The sequence below is a fragment of the Arthrobacter sp. PAMC25564 genome (genome assembly GCF_004798705.1).
GTDB lineage: Bacteria > Actinomycetota > Actinomycetes > Actinomycetales > Micrococcaceae > Arthrobacter.
The window spans coordinates 3,600,195-3,616,441 of the sequence record NZ_CP039290.1 but is presented as its reverse complement, the minus strand read 5'-3'; the positions used below and the strand labels follow the sequence as shown (position 1 = coordinate 3,616,441).

Sequence of the window (16,247 nt, the reverse complement as noted above, 5' to 3'; positions counted from 1 at the left end):
AACTGCGAGCCAGTTGGGATGAGCGGACGGATCAGGTGACCAGTTCGGTCATGATGGTCTGCAACGCGTCGCAGACCATCATGACCGAGGTGCGCTTGAGGTTTTCCGGCCGGGCCAGGATGTCGATCCGGCGCCGGGTGCTGATGCCCTCCAGCGGCCGCAGCACGATCCCCGGGTTCAGTACCGGCCGGGCAGTGTGCCGGGGGAGCAGGCCGATCACGCTCCCGGTCGCCACGAGCGCCGCCACCGTGGAGTAGTCGTTGATCCGGTGGACGATGTTCAGTTCCTGGCTGGAGACGGCGGCGACGGCGGAGAGCACGTCCGCGGGGGAGTAGCCCGTGCGGCTGGTCACCCACGGTTCGCCGACGACGTCGTCCGCGGTCACCGCGTCCTGGCCCGCCAGCCGGTGCCCGGCCGGCAGTGCGACATCCAGCGGCTCGTGCGCGAGCGGGATCACCGCGACGCGTTCCTCGGGCCAGCGCGGGCTGTGGTCCATCCGGTGCGCGAGCACCAGGTCATAGCGCGCCGTGAGGGCCGGGAAATCCTGCTGGGCGACGTCTTCGTCCGAAAGCAGGATCCGTGGCTGGCCCGGGGCGGCCAGCAGCCGGGCCAGCGGCGCAAACAGCGCCTGCCCCGCGCTGTGGAAGCCGCTGAGCGTCACCGGCGCCACCGGGGAGCCGTGGTAGGCGCCGATCGCCATCCTGGCGTCCGCCATGGCACTGACGACGGCGGCGCCGGCGTCGGCGAGCACCTGCCCGGCCTCGGTGAGCACCAGGTTGCGGCCCTCTTTCCGGGTCAGCGGGACCTCCACCGACCGCTGCAGCGCGGCCAGCTGCTGGGACACCGCCGACGGGGTGACCAAAAGGGTTTCGGCGACGGCTTTGACGCTGCCCAGGGCGCCGAGTTCCCTGAGCATTTCAAGCTGGTGGATTTCCATGGCCCCAGTCTATGCGGAAGTAAAATCTACATCGTTGATTGAGGAAATAGCGGTTGTGCTAATGCTTTGCAGCCGGTCTAATGAGGTGGGTTGAACCACACCAGGTGTCCCCGACAGCACAGTTTCAGACAGCACAGTTAGGAAGGCCCATGAAGGCTCTCTACAAGGCAGGCGCCCACGCAGGATTTGAGCTGGTCGACCGCCCGGAGCCGGAAACCGGCCCCGCGGATGTCAAGATCCGCGTCATGACCACCGGAATCTGCGGAACCGACCTGCACATCCAGTCCTGGGATGCCTGGGCCCAGGGCATCATCAACGCCCCGCTGATCGCCGGGCACGAGTTCTACGGCGAGGTCGTGGAGACCGGCGAGGACGTCCTGGACGTCAAGGTCGGGGACCGCGTCTCCGGCGAAGGCCACATCGTCTGCGGCATCTGCCGCAACTGCAGGGCCGGCCGCAAGCAGATGTGCATCAACACCGTCAGCGTCGGCGTCCAGCGCGACGGCGCCTTCGCCGAGTACGTCGTGATCCCGGAAACCAACGTCTGGGTCCATCAGGATCCCTCCGTGACGCCCGAACTCGGCGCCATCTTCGACCCCTTCGGCAACGCCGTGCACACCGCCCTGAGCTTCCCGCTCGTCGGCGAGGACGTGCTGATCACCGGCGCAGGTCCCATCGGGCTGATGGCAATCGCTGTCGCCCGCCACGCCGGCGCCCGCAAGATCGCCATCACCGACGTCTCGGCTCCGCGGCTGGACCTGGCGCGGAAGCTCGGCGTCGACCTCGCGATCGACGTCTCGAAAATGCGAGTCAGGGATGCCCAGCGCGAACTCGGCATGCGCGAAGGCTTCGATATCGGCATGGAAATGTCGGGACACCCCACGGCGCTGCCTGAGATGATCGAGAACATGAACCACGGTGGCCGGATCGCGATGCTGGGACTGCCCAGCCAGTCCATCGACATCGACTGGGGCAAGGTGGTCACGCACATGCTGACGATGAAGGGCATCTATGGCCGCGAAATGTTTGAGACCTGGTACGCCATGAGCGCCATGCTGTCCTCCAACCCGGTGCTGCACGCCAACATCTCGGCCGTGGTCACGGACGCGCTTCCAGCCACGGACTGGGAAAAGGGCTTCGAGATCGCCCGCGCCGGCGTGGGCGGCAAGGTCGTCCTCGACTGGACCGGATTCTAGCCCCCGGGTTCCACCCTTCTTCCTTTTCCGGCATACCGCACGAAAATTTCATCCCAGCCGAGGAGCACAACCCATGTATTCAGCCATCAAGGACCAGTTGCAGCAGGAACTGGAAGAGATCCGCAGCGCGGGTCTGTTCAAGACCGAGCGGCACATCGATTCGCCCCAGGCCAACCACATCAAGGCCGGACAGATCGGCGGGGCCAGCGCGGACGTCCTGAACTTCTGCGCCAACAACTACCTGGGCCTCGCGGACCACCCGGAGATCATCGCGGCAGCCAAGGCCGCCATGGACGAGCGCGGCTTCGGCATGGCGAGCGTGCGCTTCATCTGCGGCACCCAGGACCTGCATCTGGCCCTGGAAGCGCGGGTCTCGAAGTTCCTCGGCACCGAGGACACCATCCTCTTCTCCAGCTGCTTCGACGCCAACGGCGGCGTCTTTGAGTCCCTCTTCGGCCCGGAAGACGCGGTCATCTCCGATGCGCTGAACCACGCCTCCATCATCGACGGCATCCGGCTCTGCAAGGCCCAGCGCTTCCGCTACGCCAACCAGGACATGGCGGACCTTGAAGCCAAGCTGATCGAGGCCAGCACGCAGGAGAACCCGGCGCGACGCAAGATCATCGTCACCGACGGCGTCTTCTCCATGGACGGCTTCCTCGCCCCGCTCGAAGCGATCTGCGACCTCGCGGAAAAGTACGACGCCATGGTCATGGTGGACGATTCCCACGCCGTCGGCTTCATGGGGGCCACCGGGGCCGGGACCCCGGAACACGCCGGCGTCTCGGACCGCGTGGATATCTTCACCGGCACCTTCGGCAAGGCCCTGGGCGGGGCCTCCGGCGGCTATGTCTCGGGGCGCCGCGAGGTCGTCGCCATGCTCCGCCAGAAGGCGCGCCCGTACCTGTTCTCCAACTCGCTGGCCCCGGCCATCGTCGCCGCCACGCTCACGGCCCTGGACCTCGTCGAGAACTCCGGCGAACTGCGCGGCAGGCTCTTCGCCAATGCGGAACTCTTCCGCAACCGGATGTCGGAAGAGGGCTTCGAGCTGCTGCCCGGCGAACACGCGATTGTTCCGGTCATGTTCGGCGACGCAGTCCTGGCAGCCAAGGTGGCGGACGCGATGCTGCACAACGGCGTCTTCGTCACCGCGTTCAGCTACCCCGTGGTCCCCAAGGGCGCCGCGCGGATCCGCGTCCAGCTCTCCGCCGCCCACAGTGCCGAAGACGTGGAAGCCTGCGTCAAGGCTTTCGTACGCAGCCGTGAGGCGGTCGCGGGCCAGTAGCCGCCCGGAGGCGCCCCCGTGACGCCGCTTCACTGGTGCGGCCTTCAAGGTTGCGGCACCCCAAACGGCGCCGCGACCGCCTCCGTCTGCGAGGATGTAACCATGTCTGCTAATTACGATGTCGTGATTGTCGGCGGCGGTATCGCCGGCCTGTCCCTTGCCTCGGCCCTGGCCGGAAAATGCAGTGTTGCGCTGGTGGAAGCCGAGCAGTCCCTGGCCTACCACAGCTCCGCGCGCTCGGCCCGGCAACTGATTCCCAGCTACGGACCTCCCGTGGTCCAGGAGCTCACGCTCCGTACCCTCGAACTCATCGCCGCCCAGGACGGGACCCGGCCGGAACCGGTGCTCTCCCCGCGCAGCTTCATGCTGATCGGGGACGATTCCTCCGTCCGCGAGAAGGCCAGCGGCCACATGCGCCGGATCACCCACGCCGAGGCGATGGAGCTGTGCCCGGTCCTGAATCCGGAAGCCTTCACTGCCGCCGGCCTGGACACGGGTTCCTATGGCTGCAATGCGCCCCTGCTGCTGGAGGACCACCGCCAGCGTGCCGAGGCCGGCGGCGTGGACATCCTCACCGGCGCCAGGGTCCACTCGGCCCAGCGCCTCGGCTCCGGCTGGGAGCTCGGGGCCGGGCAGGAGGGCTTCCAGGCTGCCGTTGTGGTCAACGCGGCCGGCGCCTGGGCGGACGAAGTGGCCGTCCTCAGCGGGGTCGAAAAAGTCCAGCTCCAGCCGTACCGGCGGACCGCGGCCATCGTCGACGTCGAACGTCCCCTCCCGGAGGGCACCCCCATGGTGGCGGCCGCCGACGACAGCTTCTATTTCCGGCGCGACAGCGAACACCAGATCCTGATTTCGCCCGCGGAGTCCGTGCCGAGCGGCCCCGAAGATGCGCAGCCGTACCCCGGTGACGTCGAGGCCCTGATCGCCAGGCTCAACACCCTCACCACGCTCGGGATCCGCGGCGTCAGCAAGGCCTGGACAGGCCTGCGGACGGAAGCGGCCGACGGCCTCCCCGTGGTGGGGTTCGATGCCGAGGCCCCCGGGTTCTTCTGGCTCGCCGGCCAGGGCGGTTACGGATTCCAGACGTCCTCCGGCATCGCCGAGCTCGCCGCCGGGCTGATCCTTTCTGGAATGGTCGCCGGGCAAGGCCCCGTGCCATCAGCCGGAGCCGCGGGGACGGCAAGTCCGGCATCCCGGACGGCGGAGGCGCTGGCTGCGACCCGGTGGTCCATCCGGCGCTGAAGAATGGAGCCATGAGCACCCTCATCACCAACATCGCCGAACTGATGACCCAGGACGCGGAGCATCGCGTGCTCCGTGATGCGGCGGTGGTCATCGAGGGGGAACGGATTTCCTGGCTCGGGGCGGCGGCGGCTGCCCCGGCCGCCGACGAGGCCGTCGACGCCGGCGGCCGCGCCCTGCTGCCGGGCTGGGTCGATTCGCACACCCACCTGATCTTTGCCGGGGACCGCACCGCCGAGTTCGAGGCCCGGATGGCGGGGGAGAGCTACAGCGCCGGCGGCATCGCCGTGACCACCGCTGCCACCCGGAGCGCCGGGGACTTCGACCTCACCCGGCTGGCGATGGGCCGGGTCGCAGAGGCCGTCTCGCAGGGCACCACGTACCTGGAAACCAAGACCGGCTACGGCCTGGACGTGGAGAACGAGGCCCGCAGCGCCCGCATCGCCTCGACCGTGGTGGACGAGGTGACCTACCTTGGCGCGCACCTCGTCCCCGCGGGGATCGACGCCGAGGAGTATACGGACCTCGTCTGCGGGCCGATGCTCGCCGCGGTCCGCCCCTATGTCCGCTGGGCCGATGTCTTCTGCGAGCAGGGGGCCTTCAACGAGGACCAGTCCCGCCGGGTGTTGCAGGCCTGCAAGGACGCGGGGCTGGGACTGCGGGTGCACGGCAACCAGCTCGGCGCGGGCCCCGGGGTGCAGCTGGCTGTCGAATTCGGCGCCGCGAGTGTGGACCACGTCAATTACCTCTCCGCCGCGGACATCGACGCCCTCGCGGCCAGCTGGTCCGGCTGGGACGCGGACGGCGCCCGCGCAGCCGGCCCGGCGGGCACCGGGCAGCGGGGCACGGTCGCCACCTGCCTGCCGGCCTGCGACCTCTCGACCCGCCAGCCGCTGGCTCCCGGCCGGGAGCTGATCGACGCCGGGGTGCAGCTCGCGCTGGCCTCCAACTGCAACCCCGGCACCTCATACACGAGTTCGATGGCGTTCTGCGTCACCACCGCCGTGCTGCAGATGCGCCTCAGCGTGCACGAGGCCGTGCGGGCGGCGACGTACGGCGGCGCGCTGGCGTTGCGCCGAGAGTCCGGGAACGACGTCGACGGCGAACGCGCCGTGGGTTCGATCGCCGTCGGACACCGCGCGGACCTGCACCTGCTCAACGCACCCTCGGCCACCCATCTGGCCTACCGGCCCGGCATTCCGCTGACGCACGCCGTCTGGCGGGCCGGCGTGCCGCAGCGGGTGAAATAAGGCGCGCCGGGTGTTCGGACCATTGTCGCCGTAGGCAGATGCCGGGCCTGGACTTACTCTTGCCTGACGATATCCACCGAGTGATCGTTCCCCGCAGGATGTAGACGATGCCTGGCCGGCCTTTATGGTCGTGAACCGGGCCGAAGACGCCTCCCGGCTCGATGGTAACCATCCGCATTCGAAGTTGGCGCCCCGCCATGCCCTCGATCTCAGGGCCAAGGTCAACCGTGGCAAGTAACTCCGCCGTAACACCATTCGTCTCAGGTTCCGCCTGGTCGTTGCTCATCGTGCTCTCCTCTGTACTTCCAAGGCGCAACATTCGACCTTCAACCCAGGAGGAGCCGATCTCCGGATTGAAACCGTCCGGCTTCACGTCGTAGAGCCAAAGTACTGCTAGAAGACCATCGGCGGGGCGTCCAGGACGGTCTCGTCCACGCGGCGGTCCTCCCACTGGGTGAACGGCTTGTCCAGCTCGTATTTTCCCCAGTCGGTGCGCAGGAGGGTGCGGACCTCGGCGTTGTCCGGGTTGTTCAGGGACTCGAAATACTCCACGGACCAGTGGAACCAGCGCATGCAGAATAGCCGCATGGTGAGCCCGTGCGTCACGAACAGGGCATTCGGGGCATAGTTCGGTTTGGACCAGTGCCGGTACAGGGTTTCCATGAACGAGGAAATCCTGTCGTACACATCGGAGCCGGACTCGCCTTCGCGGAACCGGTAGAAGAAGTGGCCATAGGCGTTGCGGAGCTCTTTTTGGTCCTCGATGTCACCGGCGATCTGGAAGTTGGCCCAGTCCTGTTCCCGGAGCCGGGGCTCTTCGATGACGCGCTCGACCAAGGGCCCCAGGTTGAGGGCCTCAAGGGTCTGGTAGGCCCGCAGATAGGGGGAGACGTAGACGCACACCGGCCGGCCGTCCAGCTGGCGCCGGACCTCTTCGCCGGCCGCCCGGGCCTGCCCGACGCCGAGCGGAGTCAGCGGGATCCGGTAATCCGGCACCCGGTTATAGATCGAAGTGTCGGCGTTGGCAGCGGACTGGCCATGCCGGATCATGATGATTTTCCCGGGCGCACTCATAACCTCCAAGCATAGGGCCGGGCGGGGCGCCAGCTTGGGAGGGCCCGGGAACGGGCAGCAACAGCCAATTCCCGGCAAGGGCAGGCAAGATAGGAACATGTTGGTTCCCTCCCGCCGTCGTTTGCGGATAGAAGTATGGATTGTGCTGGGGCTGTCGCTGGGACAGTCCGCGGTGTACTCGGTGGTCCAACTGCTGGACAAGCTGACCACGGCGCCGCTGGCACAAGGCACCTCCACGCTGAACCGCTCGCAGAGCAGCCGCGAATACTTCGACCTCACCTACCAGTTGCTGGACATCATCTTTGCCCTGGTCCCGGTGCTCCTGGTGATCTACTTCCTCACCGACCACCGGGCCGGCCTGTCCGGAAGCAGCCCGCGCGGCGCCTCGGCGTTCCGGAAGCTGGGGCTGGACTTCGCCCGGCCCGGCAAGGACCTGCTGCAGGGGGTGGGGCTGGCCGCCCTGATCGGGATTCCCTCCCTGGGCCTATACGCTGCCGGCCGGGCGCTGGGCATCACGACGGCGATCATCCCCAGCGCGCTGGACTCCTACTGGTGGACGGTCCCGGTGCTGATCCTTTCCGCGGTCCGGCACGGGATCGTGGAGGAGGTGATAGTCGTGGGCTACCTGTTGGACCGGCTGGGCAAGTTCGGCTGGAGCACGCCGCTGGCGATCTTTGTCAGCTCCATGCTGCGTGGCAGTTACCACCTGTACCAGGGATTCGGGCCCTTCATCGGCAATGCCATCATGGGCGTCATCTTCGCCCTGATCTATACGCGGACCCGGCGGGTGATGCCGCTGGTCATCGCACACGCCATCCTGGACACCGTGGCCTTCGTCGGATTCAGCCTCTTCGGCAAGGCGATCGGCCTGGGCTGAGCGCCCGAGGCCCGGGCGCCGGCGGCCGGTCGCAAGGCAGCCCTTAAAGGATTTCGGCCGCCATCGGCGGGTGACGTCATTGGCACCCGCTGATGGCGGCCGAAGGGTAAGGCAGCAGAAGCGTCAGATGGTGACGGCTCCGGTTGCAGTTTCGAAGGTGACTGACATGATGCCCGGCGTGCCGCGGGGGGCAAGCCAATGCACGGCAACGTCTTCCAGCGGCTTCTCCACCGGGACACCGAGCCATTCGGTGACGCGCTCTGCCGAGCCGGCGATGGTCAGGGCGGACATCTTGACGTTGCTCTGGTAGGCGTTGGAGGGGTGGAGCTCCGGATCGCCTTCCCACTTGAGCATGTAGGGGACCTGCGGATCCGCGATGAGGCCCAGGATACCGATCTGCTTCCAGACCAGCTCGCGGCCGTCGGGGAACTTCCGGTTGCCGTTGACCGCGGCGCGGCCAAGGCGCTCTTCGAAGGGTGCCAGGTCGTCGACCTCGACACACCAGCCCATCCAGCCGCCGCCCGCTTCGGAGCGGGCGCGGACTGCCTGGCCGAAAGGGGCCTTGTCGGAAGCCGGGTGGTTCAGGACCTCCACGACCTCCACATACTTGTGTCCCGCGAGCGGGATGATCATGTTTCGGGTCCCGAAACGGGGATGTACTCCACCCTTCACGGCTTCGACGCCGAGGGCAGACGCAATTCGTTCGGTGGTGGCTGCCAAGCCATCTTGTTCACAGGCGTAAGAGACGTGATCCATGCGCATGCCATCATCTTGACACTTTGTGATGGGGCTCTCAGCTTAGGCGCCCCTAACCATGATGGGATGTCCTCCGGCAGCCCACCGGGGCGCGGATATGCCCGTCGTGGCCGTCGCTTCATCTGTCCGGGCAGGGGCGGTTTCCTCCTTTTCACAGGGGGCCAGGGCGGCAGCTGCTACCGGCATGGACCGGCATGTGGGCCGGATCAGGCTTCCGGGATCTCCCGTCCGAAGGCCTCGAGGGTGATCGAGTCGGGATCGGGGCCGCCGCGCACTCCCGTGTCGAGCGCCTCGAGGGCATTCATCTGCCCCGGAGTGAGCTCGAAATGGAAGACGTCGAAGTTTTCGGCGATGCGCTCCGGGCGGTCTCGATGAAGACCTCGGAGCGGTCAAGACCGGAGCGGCGGATGCCCTCGCCCACTTCGCGCTCGTTGGCGTACGCGGCCGCGGTGTCGATGTGGCGGTAGCCGGTCTCCAGCGCGGTTGCGACCGCACCGGTGGTGACCTCGGGAGGGGTCTGGAAGACACCGAGGCCGATGGCGGGCATGACGACGCCGTTGTTGAGTGTGATGTTCATGGTTTCGTGTTCCTCGGGTTACGGGCGGACGAGTACTTTGAGCGCTTCGCGGTCGGCCATGGCCTGGTAGCCGGCGGGAACGTCGTCCAGGCCGATGGTGCGGTCGAAGACCTTGCCGGGGTCAATGGTTCCGGCGAGCACGAGCGGCAGCAGTTCCTCGATGTATGCGCGTGCCGGTGCGACACCACCGGTGAGCGTAATGTTGCGCATGAACTCGGGGAACCCGAGTGGAACTTCGGAGAATTGCGGTGCACCGACACGGCTGATGACGCCGCCGTCACGGACGACACCGATGGCCATCTCGATCGCCGCCTTGAGGCCCACTGCTTCGAGTACGACGTGGGTTCCGTCGCCGTTCGTGAGCTCCTTGACTTTGGCGATGCCCTCGCCTCCGCGTTCGGCGACGACGTCAGTGGCACCGAACTCGCGGCCGAGACTGGTGCGGGCCTCGTGGCGGCCCATGAGGATGATGCGCGAGGCGCCCATCAGCTTGGCGGCGATGACCGCGGAGAGTCCGACTGCCCCGTCGCCGATCACGGTGACCGTCTGTCCGGGCTTGATGCCAGCCTTCTTGGCCGCGTGGTATCCGGTCGACATGACATCGGAGAGGCTCAAGAGCGACGGGATCAGCTTCTCATCGAAGCCAGCGGGAACTGCGACTAGGGTGCCGGATGCCTGCGGCACGCGGGCGAATTCGCCCTGGCCGCCGTCATCCTGGCCGCCCCAGTGTCCCCCGTGGCGGCAGGAGGTCTGCAGGCCTTCCTTGCAGAAGTCGCAGGTGCCGTCGGAGGCGACGAACGGGGCAATGACAAAGTCACCCACCGCCAGGCCGGTCACACCGGGGCCGAGCTTTTCGACGATGCCGACGAACTCGTGGCCCATGCGGGAGCCTTCTGCAGTCTCGGGCCTGGAGGCATAGGGCCACAGGTCGCTGCCGCAGATGCATCCGGCGACGATGCGCACGATGGCGTCCGTGGGCTCCTGGATCGTGGGGTTGGGAACGGTTTCGACACGCACGTCGCCGGCGCCGTACATCAGTGTTGCTCGCATGTTCAGGGGTTCCTTTACTCAGTTGTCGGTCAGGTTCCAGTCAACACCCGCGAAATCCATCTTGGGAGTGCCTGTCGTTACAGGCATGCCGGGTCCGATGGCCTGCTGGCAGGGAATACCGGGGTGGTATTCACGGCGTCCTCCCTGTTGAGCCCGCTTCATGTTCTTCAACCCGGAAGCACGCACCTTCTTCCCGGACTGGGAACAGGCGGCGAATGACATCGTGGCCGTCTTGCGCGGCTACGCCGGCCGGAATCCGCACGACAGAACTCTCCGAGCTGATTGGCGAGCTCGCAACGCGCAGCGACGAATTCCGCACCGGCTGGGCCGCCCACAATGCGCGCTTCCACCGGACCGGCCTCAAACGCATCCACCATCCCGTGGGTGGTGACCTCGAGCTCGGCTATGAAGCGATGGAACTGCCGGCCAACCCCGGGTGGACCATGTTCGCCTACACCGGAGACCCAGGTTCCGCCAGCGACGAAAGTCTGAAACTGCTCGCCAGTTGGGCCGCGACCGCCACAGTCACTTGCCCGGTGGCTTCATCTTCGTCACAAAGCTATCCAGCGCCGCTGGAGCGTCCCTACACTGAAGTCAGGTCATGAGTGCCAGCAGATAGCCCCGGCTTGCTGGCCGGCAACCCTCGTATCGCGGTGGGGTGCCCCGGGTGAAGACCTGGCCGTCCGGCGCCCGCCGGAGGGCAAGCGCGGCCCCGTGCCGTCCCGAGCCGATCAGCTCCGGGCGGACCTGTGCCCGGTCCTTGAGGAGCTTTTCCGATGTCCAATGCCTGGTCCTTCGAAACCCGCCAGATCCACGCCGGCCAGGAGCCGGACAGCGCCACCGGCGCGCGGGCCCTGCCTATCTACCAGACGACGTCGTTCGTGTTCCCGAGCGCTGAAAGCGCCGCCAACCGCTTCGCCCTCGCCGAGCTCGCCCCCATCTACACCCGGATCGGCAACCCGACCCAGGACGCGGTGGAGCAGCGCGTGGCCAGTCTTGAGGGCGGCCTCGCGGCCCTGCTGCTCAGCTCCGGCCAGGCCGCGGAGACCTTCGCGATCCTCAACGTCGCCGAAGCCGGTGACCACGTGGTGGCCAGCCCCAGCCTCTACGGCGGAACCTACAACCTGCTGGCCCACACGCTGAAGAAGTTCGGCATCTCCGTCACCTTCGTGGAGGACCCGGACAACCTGGAGCAGTGGCGCGACGCCGTCCGGCCCAACACCAAGCTGTTCTTCGCCGAGGTAGTCTCCAACCCGCGCCAGGACGTGCTCGACATCGAGGGCGTCTCCAAGGTGGCGCACGAGGGCGGCGTGCCGCTGATCGTCGACAACACCCTGTCCACCCCGTACCTGATCCGTCCGATCGAGTGGGGCGCGGACATCGTGGTGCACTCCGCCACCAAGTACCTCGGCGGCCATGGCGCCGCGATCGCGGGCGTGATCGTGGATTCCGGGAACTTCGATTTCGGCAAGGACCCCGAGCGGTTCCCCGGCTTCAACACCCCGGACCCCAGCTACAACGGCCTGGTCTATGCCCGGGACCTGGGCGCGGACGGCGCCCTGGGCGCCAACCTCTCCTACATCCTCAAGGCCCGCGTCCAGCTCCTGCGCGACCTCGGCTCGGCCGTCTCCCCGTTCAACGCCTTCCTCATCGCCCAGGGCATCGAGACCCTGAGCCTGCGCGTCGAACGGCACGTCGCCAACGCCACCAAGGTGGCCGAATGGCTCGAGGCGAGGGACGACGTCGAATCCGTCGCCTACGCGGGGCTGCCCTCCAGCCCGTGGTACGAGCGGGGCCGCAAGTACGGTCCCAAGGGCACCGGTGCGGTCGTGGCGTTCAACATCGCCGGGGGAGCCGAGGCGGGCAAGGCGTTCGTTGATGCCCTTGAACTGCATTCCCATGTGGCGAACATCGGTGACGTGCGCTCCCTGGTCATCCACCCGGCGTCGACCACGCACAGCCAGCTGACCCCGGAACAGCAGGCCATCGCCGGCGTCAATCCGGGACTCGTGCGGCTCTCGGTGGGCCTGGAGCACATCGATGACATCCTCGCGGACCTCGACGCCGGATTCCGCGCGGCCAAGAGCGTCTGACGTGCACTGACTCCCGGCGTCCCTGATCCGCCGGCGACGGCGCCGGGACGCCGGGAGTCACATGGCCGTCACAATCTTCGCCATTCCGTCGCCTCGTTTCGTAAACTCATTGAAGGTCATGAGCGCCAGCGACAGCCCCGGCTTGCTGGCCGGCAACCCTCCTTTTGCGGCGGGGTGCCCCGGGTGAAGACCTGGCCTGCCGGTCAGCTGACGGCAGGCAAGCGCGAAGTTAGGTCCTCATATGACACTTTCCCTCACCCACAGCGGTGTACCCGGCACCGATCCATCCCGGCGTGCCGTCGAAGAAGAAGTCGAACAAGCCGTGCCGGACGGAACCGTCCAGTACCTGCGGATCGGCGACCTCGAGCTTGAGTCCGGTGCCCGGCTCCCCGATGTCGTCCTCGCCTACGAGACCTGGGGGAGGCTGAACGCGGACGGCTCGAATGCGGTGCTGATCGAACATGCGCTGACCGGCGACACCCACGTGACCCGGGGCGCCAGCGAGGAACCGGGCTGGTGGGAGCAGCTCGCGGGCCCCGGCGCCCCCGTGGACACCGACAAGTACTTCGTCGTCTCCATCAATATCGTGGGCGGCTGCTACGGCTCCACCGGTCCCTCGACGCAGGCCCCCGACGGAAAGCCCTGGGGTTCACGGTTTCCGCTGGTCACCCTGCGGGACACCACGGAGGCCGAGGCCAGGCTTGCGGACGCCCTGGGCATCCGCAGCTGGTTCGCCGTACTGGGCGGATCCCTCGGCGGGGCACGTGCCCTCGAGTGGGCCGTCAGCTACCCGGAACGGGTCCGGCGCTGCGCCGTGATTTCCGTCGGCGCGAGCAGCACCGCGGAACAGATTGCCTTCGCCCAGGCCCAGACCCTGGCTATCCGCCTGGACCCGGACTTCAACGGCGGGGACTACTACGGCGGCCCCGGGCCGGTTGCAGGCCTGGCCCTGGCACGCCGGATCGCGCACATCACCTACCGCTCGGCGGCCGAACTGGACGGGCGCTTCGGCCGGAACGCCCAGGAAGCAGAGGCGCCGCTGGACGCCGGTTCGCTGGCCGGGCGCGGACGCTACCAGGTGGAAAGCTACCTCGACCACCAGGGCAACAAGCTGGTCCGGCGCTTCGACGCCAACAGCTACATCGCCATCACCGAGGCCCTCATGAGCCATGACGTGTGCCGCGGACGCGGCCCCCTCCAGGAATCGCTGGCCCACGCGACGGCGGACTTCATTGTCGCGGCGGTGGATTCGGACCGGCTGTATTTCCCGGCGCAGTCCCGTGAACTCGCCGATGCGCTGCCGGGCGGAGCGGAACTGCACATGATCGAGGCCCCGATCGGCCACGACGGCTTCCTGACCGAAATCGGCCAGCTCAGCGAGCAGTTCCGGCAGAACTTCTTCGGCCAGGCGGCCGAACAGGCGGTCAGCCCTTCATGATCTCCGCGCGCTGGGCCATGTAATCCTCCATGGCGAGCTCGCCATCGCTGTACCGCTGGTCAAGTTCGGCGAGCTTGCGCGCCCGGAACCCCTGCGTGCCCGACGGCGGCGTGGGAACTGCAGGGGTTCCGGGCGGCTGTCCGGCAGGCTGCTGCCACGCGCCCTGCTGCCCGGAGGGCTGTTGCCCGGACCCGGGAGGGTTGTTCAGGTACTCGGGGCTGTCCTCGTAGGGGACGGGGTTCCGGTAGCCCGCCTGGCCCGGGTACGGCGGCAAAGGCTGTCCGGGGGTGCCGGCCTGGAAGCCGCCGCCGAAGTAGTCCTGCTGGGTGTAGCCATCCCGGGGCTGCTTGCCCTGCTGGCCCGGGTACTGGCCCGGATACCCGCCGTCCGGCAGGTTCGGAAACCCGCCGGGCATGCCCTGGCCGCGGTTCCGGCCGCGGACTGACTTCCGGTACAGGCGCAGCGCCGTCGGGACCACGAAGGTCAAAACGATGATCCAAAAGAACAGACTGTTCACGGTGCCGGGCCTCCCAAGTGTTTCCCCCAGCTTATGCCCGGACCCGTTCAGGACCGCACTGGTTCTTCTGCCCCCGGGGGGCCCTCGCCGGAGCCCAGGGGGACCCCGGGGCCGAACACCGGTCCGGGCAGGGGGCGCTTTGCCGTTATGCCGTCCCCGCTGGAGCGGTGCCGCAGCCGGCGGACCACCCAGGGGACGAAGTAATCCTTCGCCCATACGAGGTCTCCGGACCGTGCCTCCCGCCAGCTGCGCTGCGGCAGGGGCTTGGGCGAGAGGGGCTCCAGGGTGTGCTGGACGTTCAGCGAATCCAGCACCATGGCCGCGATCGTGTGGTGGCCCAGCGGAGAAAAGTGCAGGCGGTCCGCGTCCCACATCCGGGGATCATTCAGCTGCCGCAGGGACCACATGTCCGCGATGACGGCATCGTGCCGGGCCGCGATGGTCCGGAGGTTTTCGTTGTAGATGGCAACCTTGCTGCGGATCCGGCCAAGCACCGTGGAGCCGGTGTCGGGACCGTTGAAGAGGACCACGGTCGCGCCGCCCAGGGCCAGGATCTGTACCACCGAGTCGAGCTTTTCCGCCAGCGCATCCGGATCGCCGCCGGGACGGATCAGGTCGTTGCCGCCGGCCGAGAGCGTGATCAGATCGGGTTTGAGGGACAGGCAATGGGCCAGCTGCTGGTCCACGATCTGCTGCAGGAGCCGGCCGCGGACGGCCAGATTGGCGTAGGCGAAGTCAGTGTGGCCGCGGCTCAGTTCTTCAGCCACCCGGTCCGCCCAGCCCCGGTGCCCGCCGGGGCTGGCCGGTTCGGGGTCCCCGATGCCTTCCGTGAACGAATCGCCCATGGCGACATAGCGGGTCCACGGGTGGGTTACGACGCTCTCGGGGGAGTTCTCCATGGCTTCGGTTTCGCTCACCTTCATATCCTCCACTGTTGAGCCAAAGCTACGCCACCGTAAGTTGTTACCGGCGGGTAACTGTAAGAATGGTTCCATGACTCTAGCTGATGCCTTCCCTGCCCCCGTTGTCCTGTGGTCCAAGCCGGAGGAGGCCACGGCCGGCAAACCGCTCCTGGTCCTGTTGCATGGCTACGGCGCCAACGAGCAGGACCTGCTCGGCCTGGCGGACATGCTCCCGCAGGATTTCGCGGTAGCCTCCGTCCGCGCCCCGATCACCATGGGACCGGGCTTCAGCTGGTTCCCGCTCGTGGGTTCGGCCGACTACTCGGTGCAGGCCGTCAAGGACGCCGCCGCCTATGTCTTCGGCTGGCTCGACGCCGTCAAGGCCAACCACCCGTCAGTGACGCTGCTCGGATTCTCGATGGGCATGGCGATGGCCACAACGCTGCTGCGGCAGCGTCCGGCGGACTTCGCCGCCGTCGTCGGCCTGTCAGGGTTTGCGATCGACGCCGGGGATGACCCGAGCTTCCGCGACGGCGAACTGGACGGAACCCTGCCGCTGTTCTGGGGCCGGGACCAGCAGGATCCCGTGATCACGCCCGACAAGATCGAATACACGATGGGCTGGGTCCGCAAGCACGTGAAGCTCACCAAGGTGCTCTACTCAGGAATGTGGCATGGCATCAACCAGCAGGAACTGGGCCATGTGTCCGAGTTCCTCACCCACGAGGTGCTGAACAAATAACCGCCCGGACGACGTCGGGCGATGCCCGGGTAGCGGCGCCGCCGGCAGCGCCGGGCCAGGCTACGAACCGGCGGGTGTGCTGATCCGCACGGTCCGGCCGTTCACGGTCACCGTGTCGCCGTCGTGGAGCTGGCGCCCGCGGCGGTCATCGATCTCGCCGTTGACCTGCACCAGGCCGTTCCTGATCAGCTCCGTCGCCTCCACGCCGTCCTCCACCAGGCTGGCAAGCTTCAGCAGCTGCCCCAGCCGGATCATGTCGTCGCGGATGGGGATCTCTTCAATTTCCGGGTTGCTCATACAGCAATAATGCC

At 67.4% G+C, this 16,247-nt stretch carries 18 protein-coding genes, 1 pseudogene and 2 riboswitches; of the genes and pseudogenes, 10 read left to right on the top strand and 9 right to left on the bottom strand.

Annotated features, from left to right (window positions below; genetic code table 11):
- Positions 1-31: 31 nt before the first annotated feature.
- A complete protein-coding gene (locus tag E5206_RS16845) occupies positions 32-937 on the bottom strand; it encodes a LysR family transcriptional regulator (protein WP_136323495.1) in 906 nt (301 codons plus the stop codon).
- 149 nt (positions 938-1,086) lie between these two features.
- On the opposite strand from E5206_RS16845, the gene tdh reads away from it, so the two are divergent.
- The 4 genes from tdh (at position 1,087) to E5206_RS16825 (ending at position 5,910) form a co-directional block, all read left to right on the top strand.
- Positions 1,087-2,133, top strand: coding sequence for an L-threonine 3-dehydrogenase (tdh, locus tag E5206_RS16840; protein ID WP_136323494.1), 1,047 nt, complete (start codon positions 1,087-1,089; stop codon positions 2,131-2,133).
- A 73-nt stretch (positions 2,134-2,206) separates the two neighbouring features.
- Positions 2,207-3,418 (top strand): glycine C-acetyltransferase, encoded by a 1,212-nt coding sequence (locus E5206_RS16835; protein ID WP_136323493.1) that lies wholly within the window; start codon positions 2,207-2,209, stop codon positions 3,416-3,418.
- 102 nt (positions 3,419-3,520) lie between these two features.
- Positions 3,521-4,660 carry an FAD-dependent oxidoreductase gene (locus E5206_RS16830; protein ID WP_136323492.1) on the top strand — a complete coding sequence of 380 codons (1,140 nt, stop codon included), beginning with the start codon at positions 3,521-3,523 and terminating at the stop codon, positions 4,658-4,660.
- An 11-nt stretch (positions 4,661-4,671) separates the two neighbouring features.
- Positions 4,672-5,910 carry an amidohydrolase family protein gene (locus tag E5206_RS16825; RefSeq protein ID WP_136323491.1) on the top strand — a complete coding sequence of 413 codons (1,239 nt, stop codon included), beginning with the start codon at positions 4,672-4,674 and terminating at the stop codon, positions 5,908-5,910.
- 393 nt (positions 5,911-6,303) lie between these two features.
- Here E5206_RS16825 and E5206_RS16815 read toward each other — a convergent pair whose 3' ends face one another.
- Complete coding sequence (locus E5206_RS16815) at positions 6,304-6,984, bottom strand: histidine phosphatase family protein (protein ID WP_240689802.1); 681 nt, start codon at positions 6,982-6,984, stop codon at positions 6,304-6,306.
- A 97-nt stretch (positions 6,985-7,081) separates the two neighbouring features.
- On the opposite strand from E5206_RS16815, the gene E5206_RS16810 reads away from it, so the two are divergent.
- A complete protein-coding gene (locus E5206_RS16810) occupies positions 7,082-7,861 on the top strand; it encodes a CPBP family intramembrane glutamic endopeptidase (protein WP_136323489.1) in 780 nt (259 codons plus the stop codon).
- A gap of 123 nt (positions 7,862-7,984) precedes the next feature.
- Here E5206_RS16810 and E5206_RS16805 read toward each other — a convergent pair whose 3' ends face one another.
- The 4 genes and pseudogenes from E5206_RS16805 to E5206_RS19370 form a co-directional block, all read right to left on the bottom strand.
- A complete protein-coding gene (locus tag E5206_RS16805) occupies positions 7,985-8,623 on the bottom strand; it encodes a VOC family protein (protein WP_136323488.1) in 639 nt (212 codons plus the stop codon).
- A gap of 200 nt (positions 8,624-8,823) precedes the next feature.
- Positions 8,824-9,194, bottom strand: a pseudogene (locus E5206_RS16800) (aldo/keto reductase).
- 18 nt (positions 9,195-9,212) lie between these two features.
- Positions 9,213-10,244, bottom strand: a complete 1,032-nt coding sequence (locus E5206_RS16795; RefSeq protein ID WP_136323487.1) for an alcohol dehydrogenase catalytic domain-containing protein — start codon at positions 10,242-10,244, stop codon at positions 9,213-9,215.
- Positions 10,245-10,262: 18 nt separating this feature from the next.
- Positions 10,263-10,466, bottom strand: coding sequence for a hypothetical protein (locus E5206_RS19370; protein WP_168709242.1), 204 nt, complete (start codon positions 10,464-10,466; stop codon positions 10,263-10,265).
- On the opposite strand from E5206_RS19370, the gene E5206_RS19860 reads away from it, so the two are divergent.
- The 4 genes from E5206_RS19860 (at position 10,405) to E5206_RS16780 (ending at position 13,775) form a co-directional block, all read left to right on the top strand.
- Complete coding sequence (locus E5206_RS19860; protein ID WP_346763456.1) at positions 10,405-10,635, top strand: hypothetical protein; 231 nt, start codon at positions 10,405-10,407, stop codon at positions 10,633-10,635. The genes E5206_RS19370 and E5206_RS19860 overlap by 62 nt on opposite strands.
- Positions 10,523-10,849 (top strand): hypothetical protein, encoded by a 327-nt coding sequence (locus tag E5206_RS16790; RefSeq protein WP_346763476.1) that lies wholly within the window; start codon positions 10,523-10,525, stop codon positions 10,847-10,849. Before E5206_RS19860 ends, E5206_RS16790 begins: the two co-directional genes overlap by 113 nt.
- A riboswitch (SAM riboswitch) is annotated at positions 10,842-10,957 on the top strand. It overlaps the preceding gene by 8 nt.
- A 63-nt stretch (positions 10,958-11,020) precedes the next feature.
- Entirely contained in the window at positions 11,021-12,337 is a 1,317-nt protein-coding gene (locus tag E5206_RS16785; RefSeq protein WP_136323486.1) for a bifunctional o-acetylhomoserine/o-acetylserine sulfhydrylase, read from the top strand.
- 114 nt (positions 12,338-12,451) lie between these two features.
- A riboswitch (SAM riboswitch) is annotated at positions 12,452-12,567 on the top strand.
- An 11-nt stretch (positions 12,568-12,578) separates the two neighbouring features.
- On the top strand, positions 12,579-13,775 hold the full coding sequence (locus E5206_RS16780) for a homoserine O-acetyltransferase (protein WP_136323485.1): 1,197 nt from the start codon (positions 12,579-12,581) through the stop codon (positions 13,773-13,775).
- Here E5206_RS16780 and E5206_RS16775 read toward each other — a convergent pair.
- The gene (locus tag E5206_RS16775; protein ID WP_136323484.1) at positions 13,762-14,292 is read right to left on the bottom strand and encodes a hypothetical protein; all 531 of its coding nucleotides are present in this window, start codon (positions 14,290-14,292) and stop codon (positions 13,762-13,764) included. The genes E5206_RS16780 and E5206_RS16775 overlap by 14 nt on opposite strands.
- Positions 14,293-14,339: 47 nt before the next feature.
- A complete protein-coding gene (locus E5206_RS16770; RefSeq protein WP_240689801.1) occupies positions 14,340-15,215 on the bottom strand; it encodes an SGNH/GDSL hydrolase family protein in 876 nt (291 codons plus the stop codon).
- A 70-nt stretch (positions 15,216-15,285) separates the two neighbouring features.
- Between E5206_RS16770 and E5206_RS16765 the strand changes: the two genes are divergently transcribed.
- The gene (locus E5206_RS16765) at positions 15,286-15,936 is read left to right on the top strand and encodes an alpha/beta fold hydrolase (protein ID WP_136323483.1); all 651 of its coding nucleotides are present in this window, start codon (positions 15,286-15,288) and stop codon (positions 15,934-15,936) included.
- Positions 15,937-15,996: 60 nt separating this feature from the next.
- On the opposite strand, the gene E5206_RS16760 is transcribed toward E5206_RS16765, so the two are convergent.
- Entirely contained in the window at positions 15,997-16,233 is a 237-nt protein-coding gene (locus E5206_RS16760; protein WP_136323482.1) for an RNA-binding S4 domain-containing protein, read from the bottom strand.
- Positions 16,234-16,247: the final 14 nt, after the last annotated feature.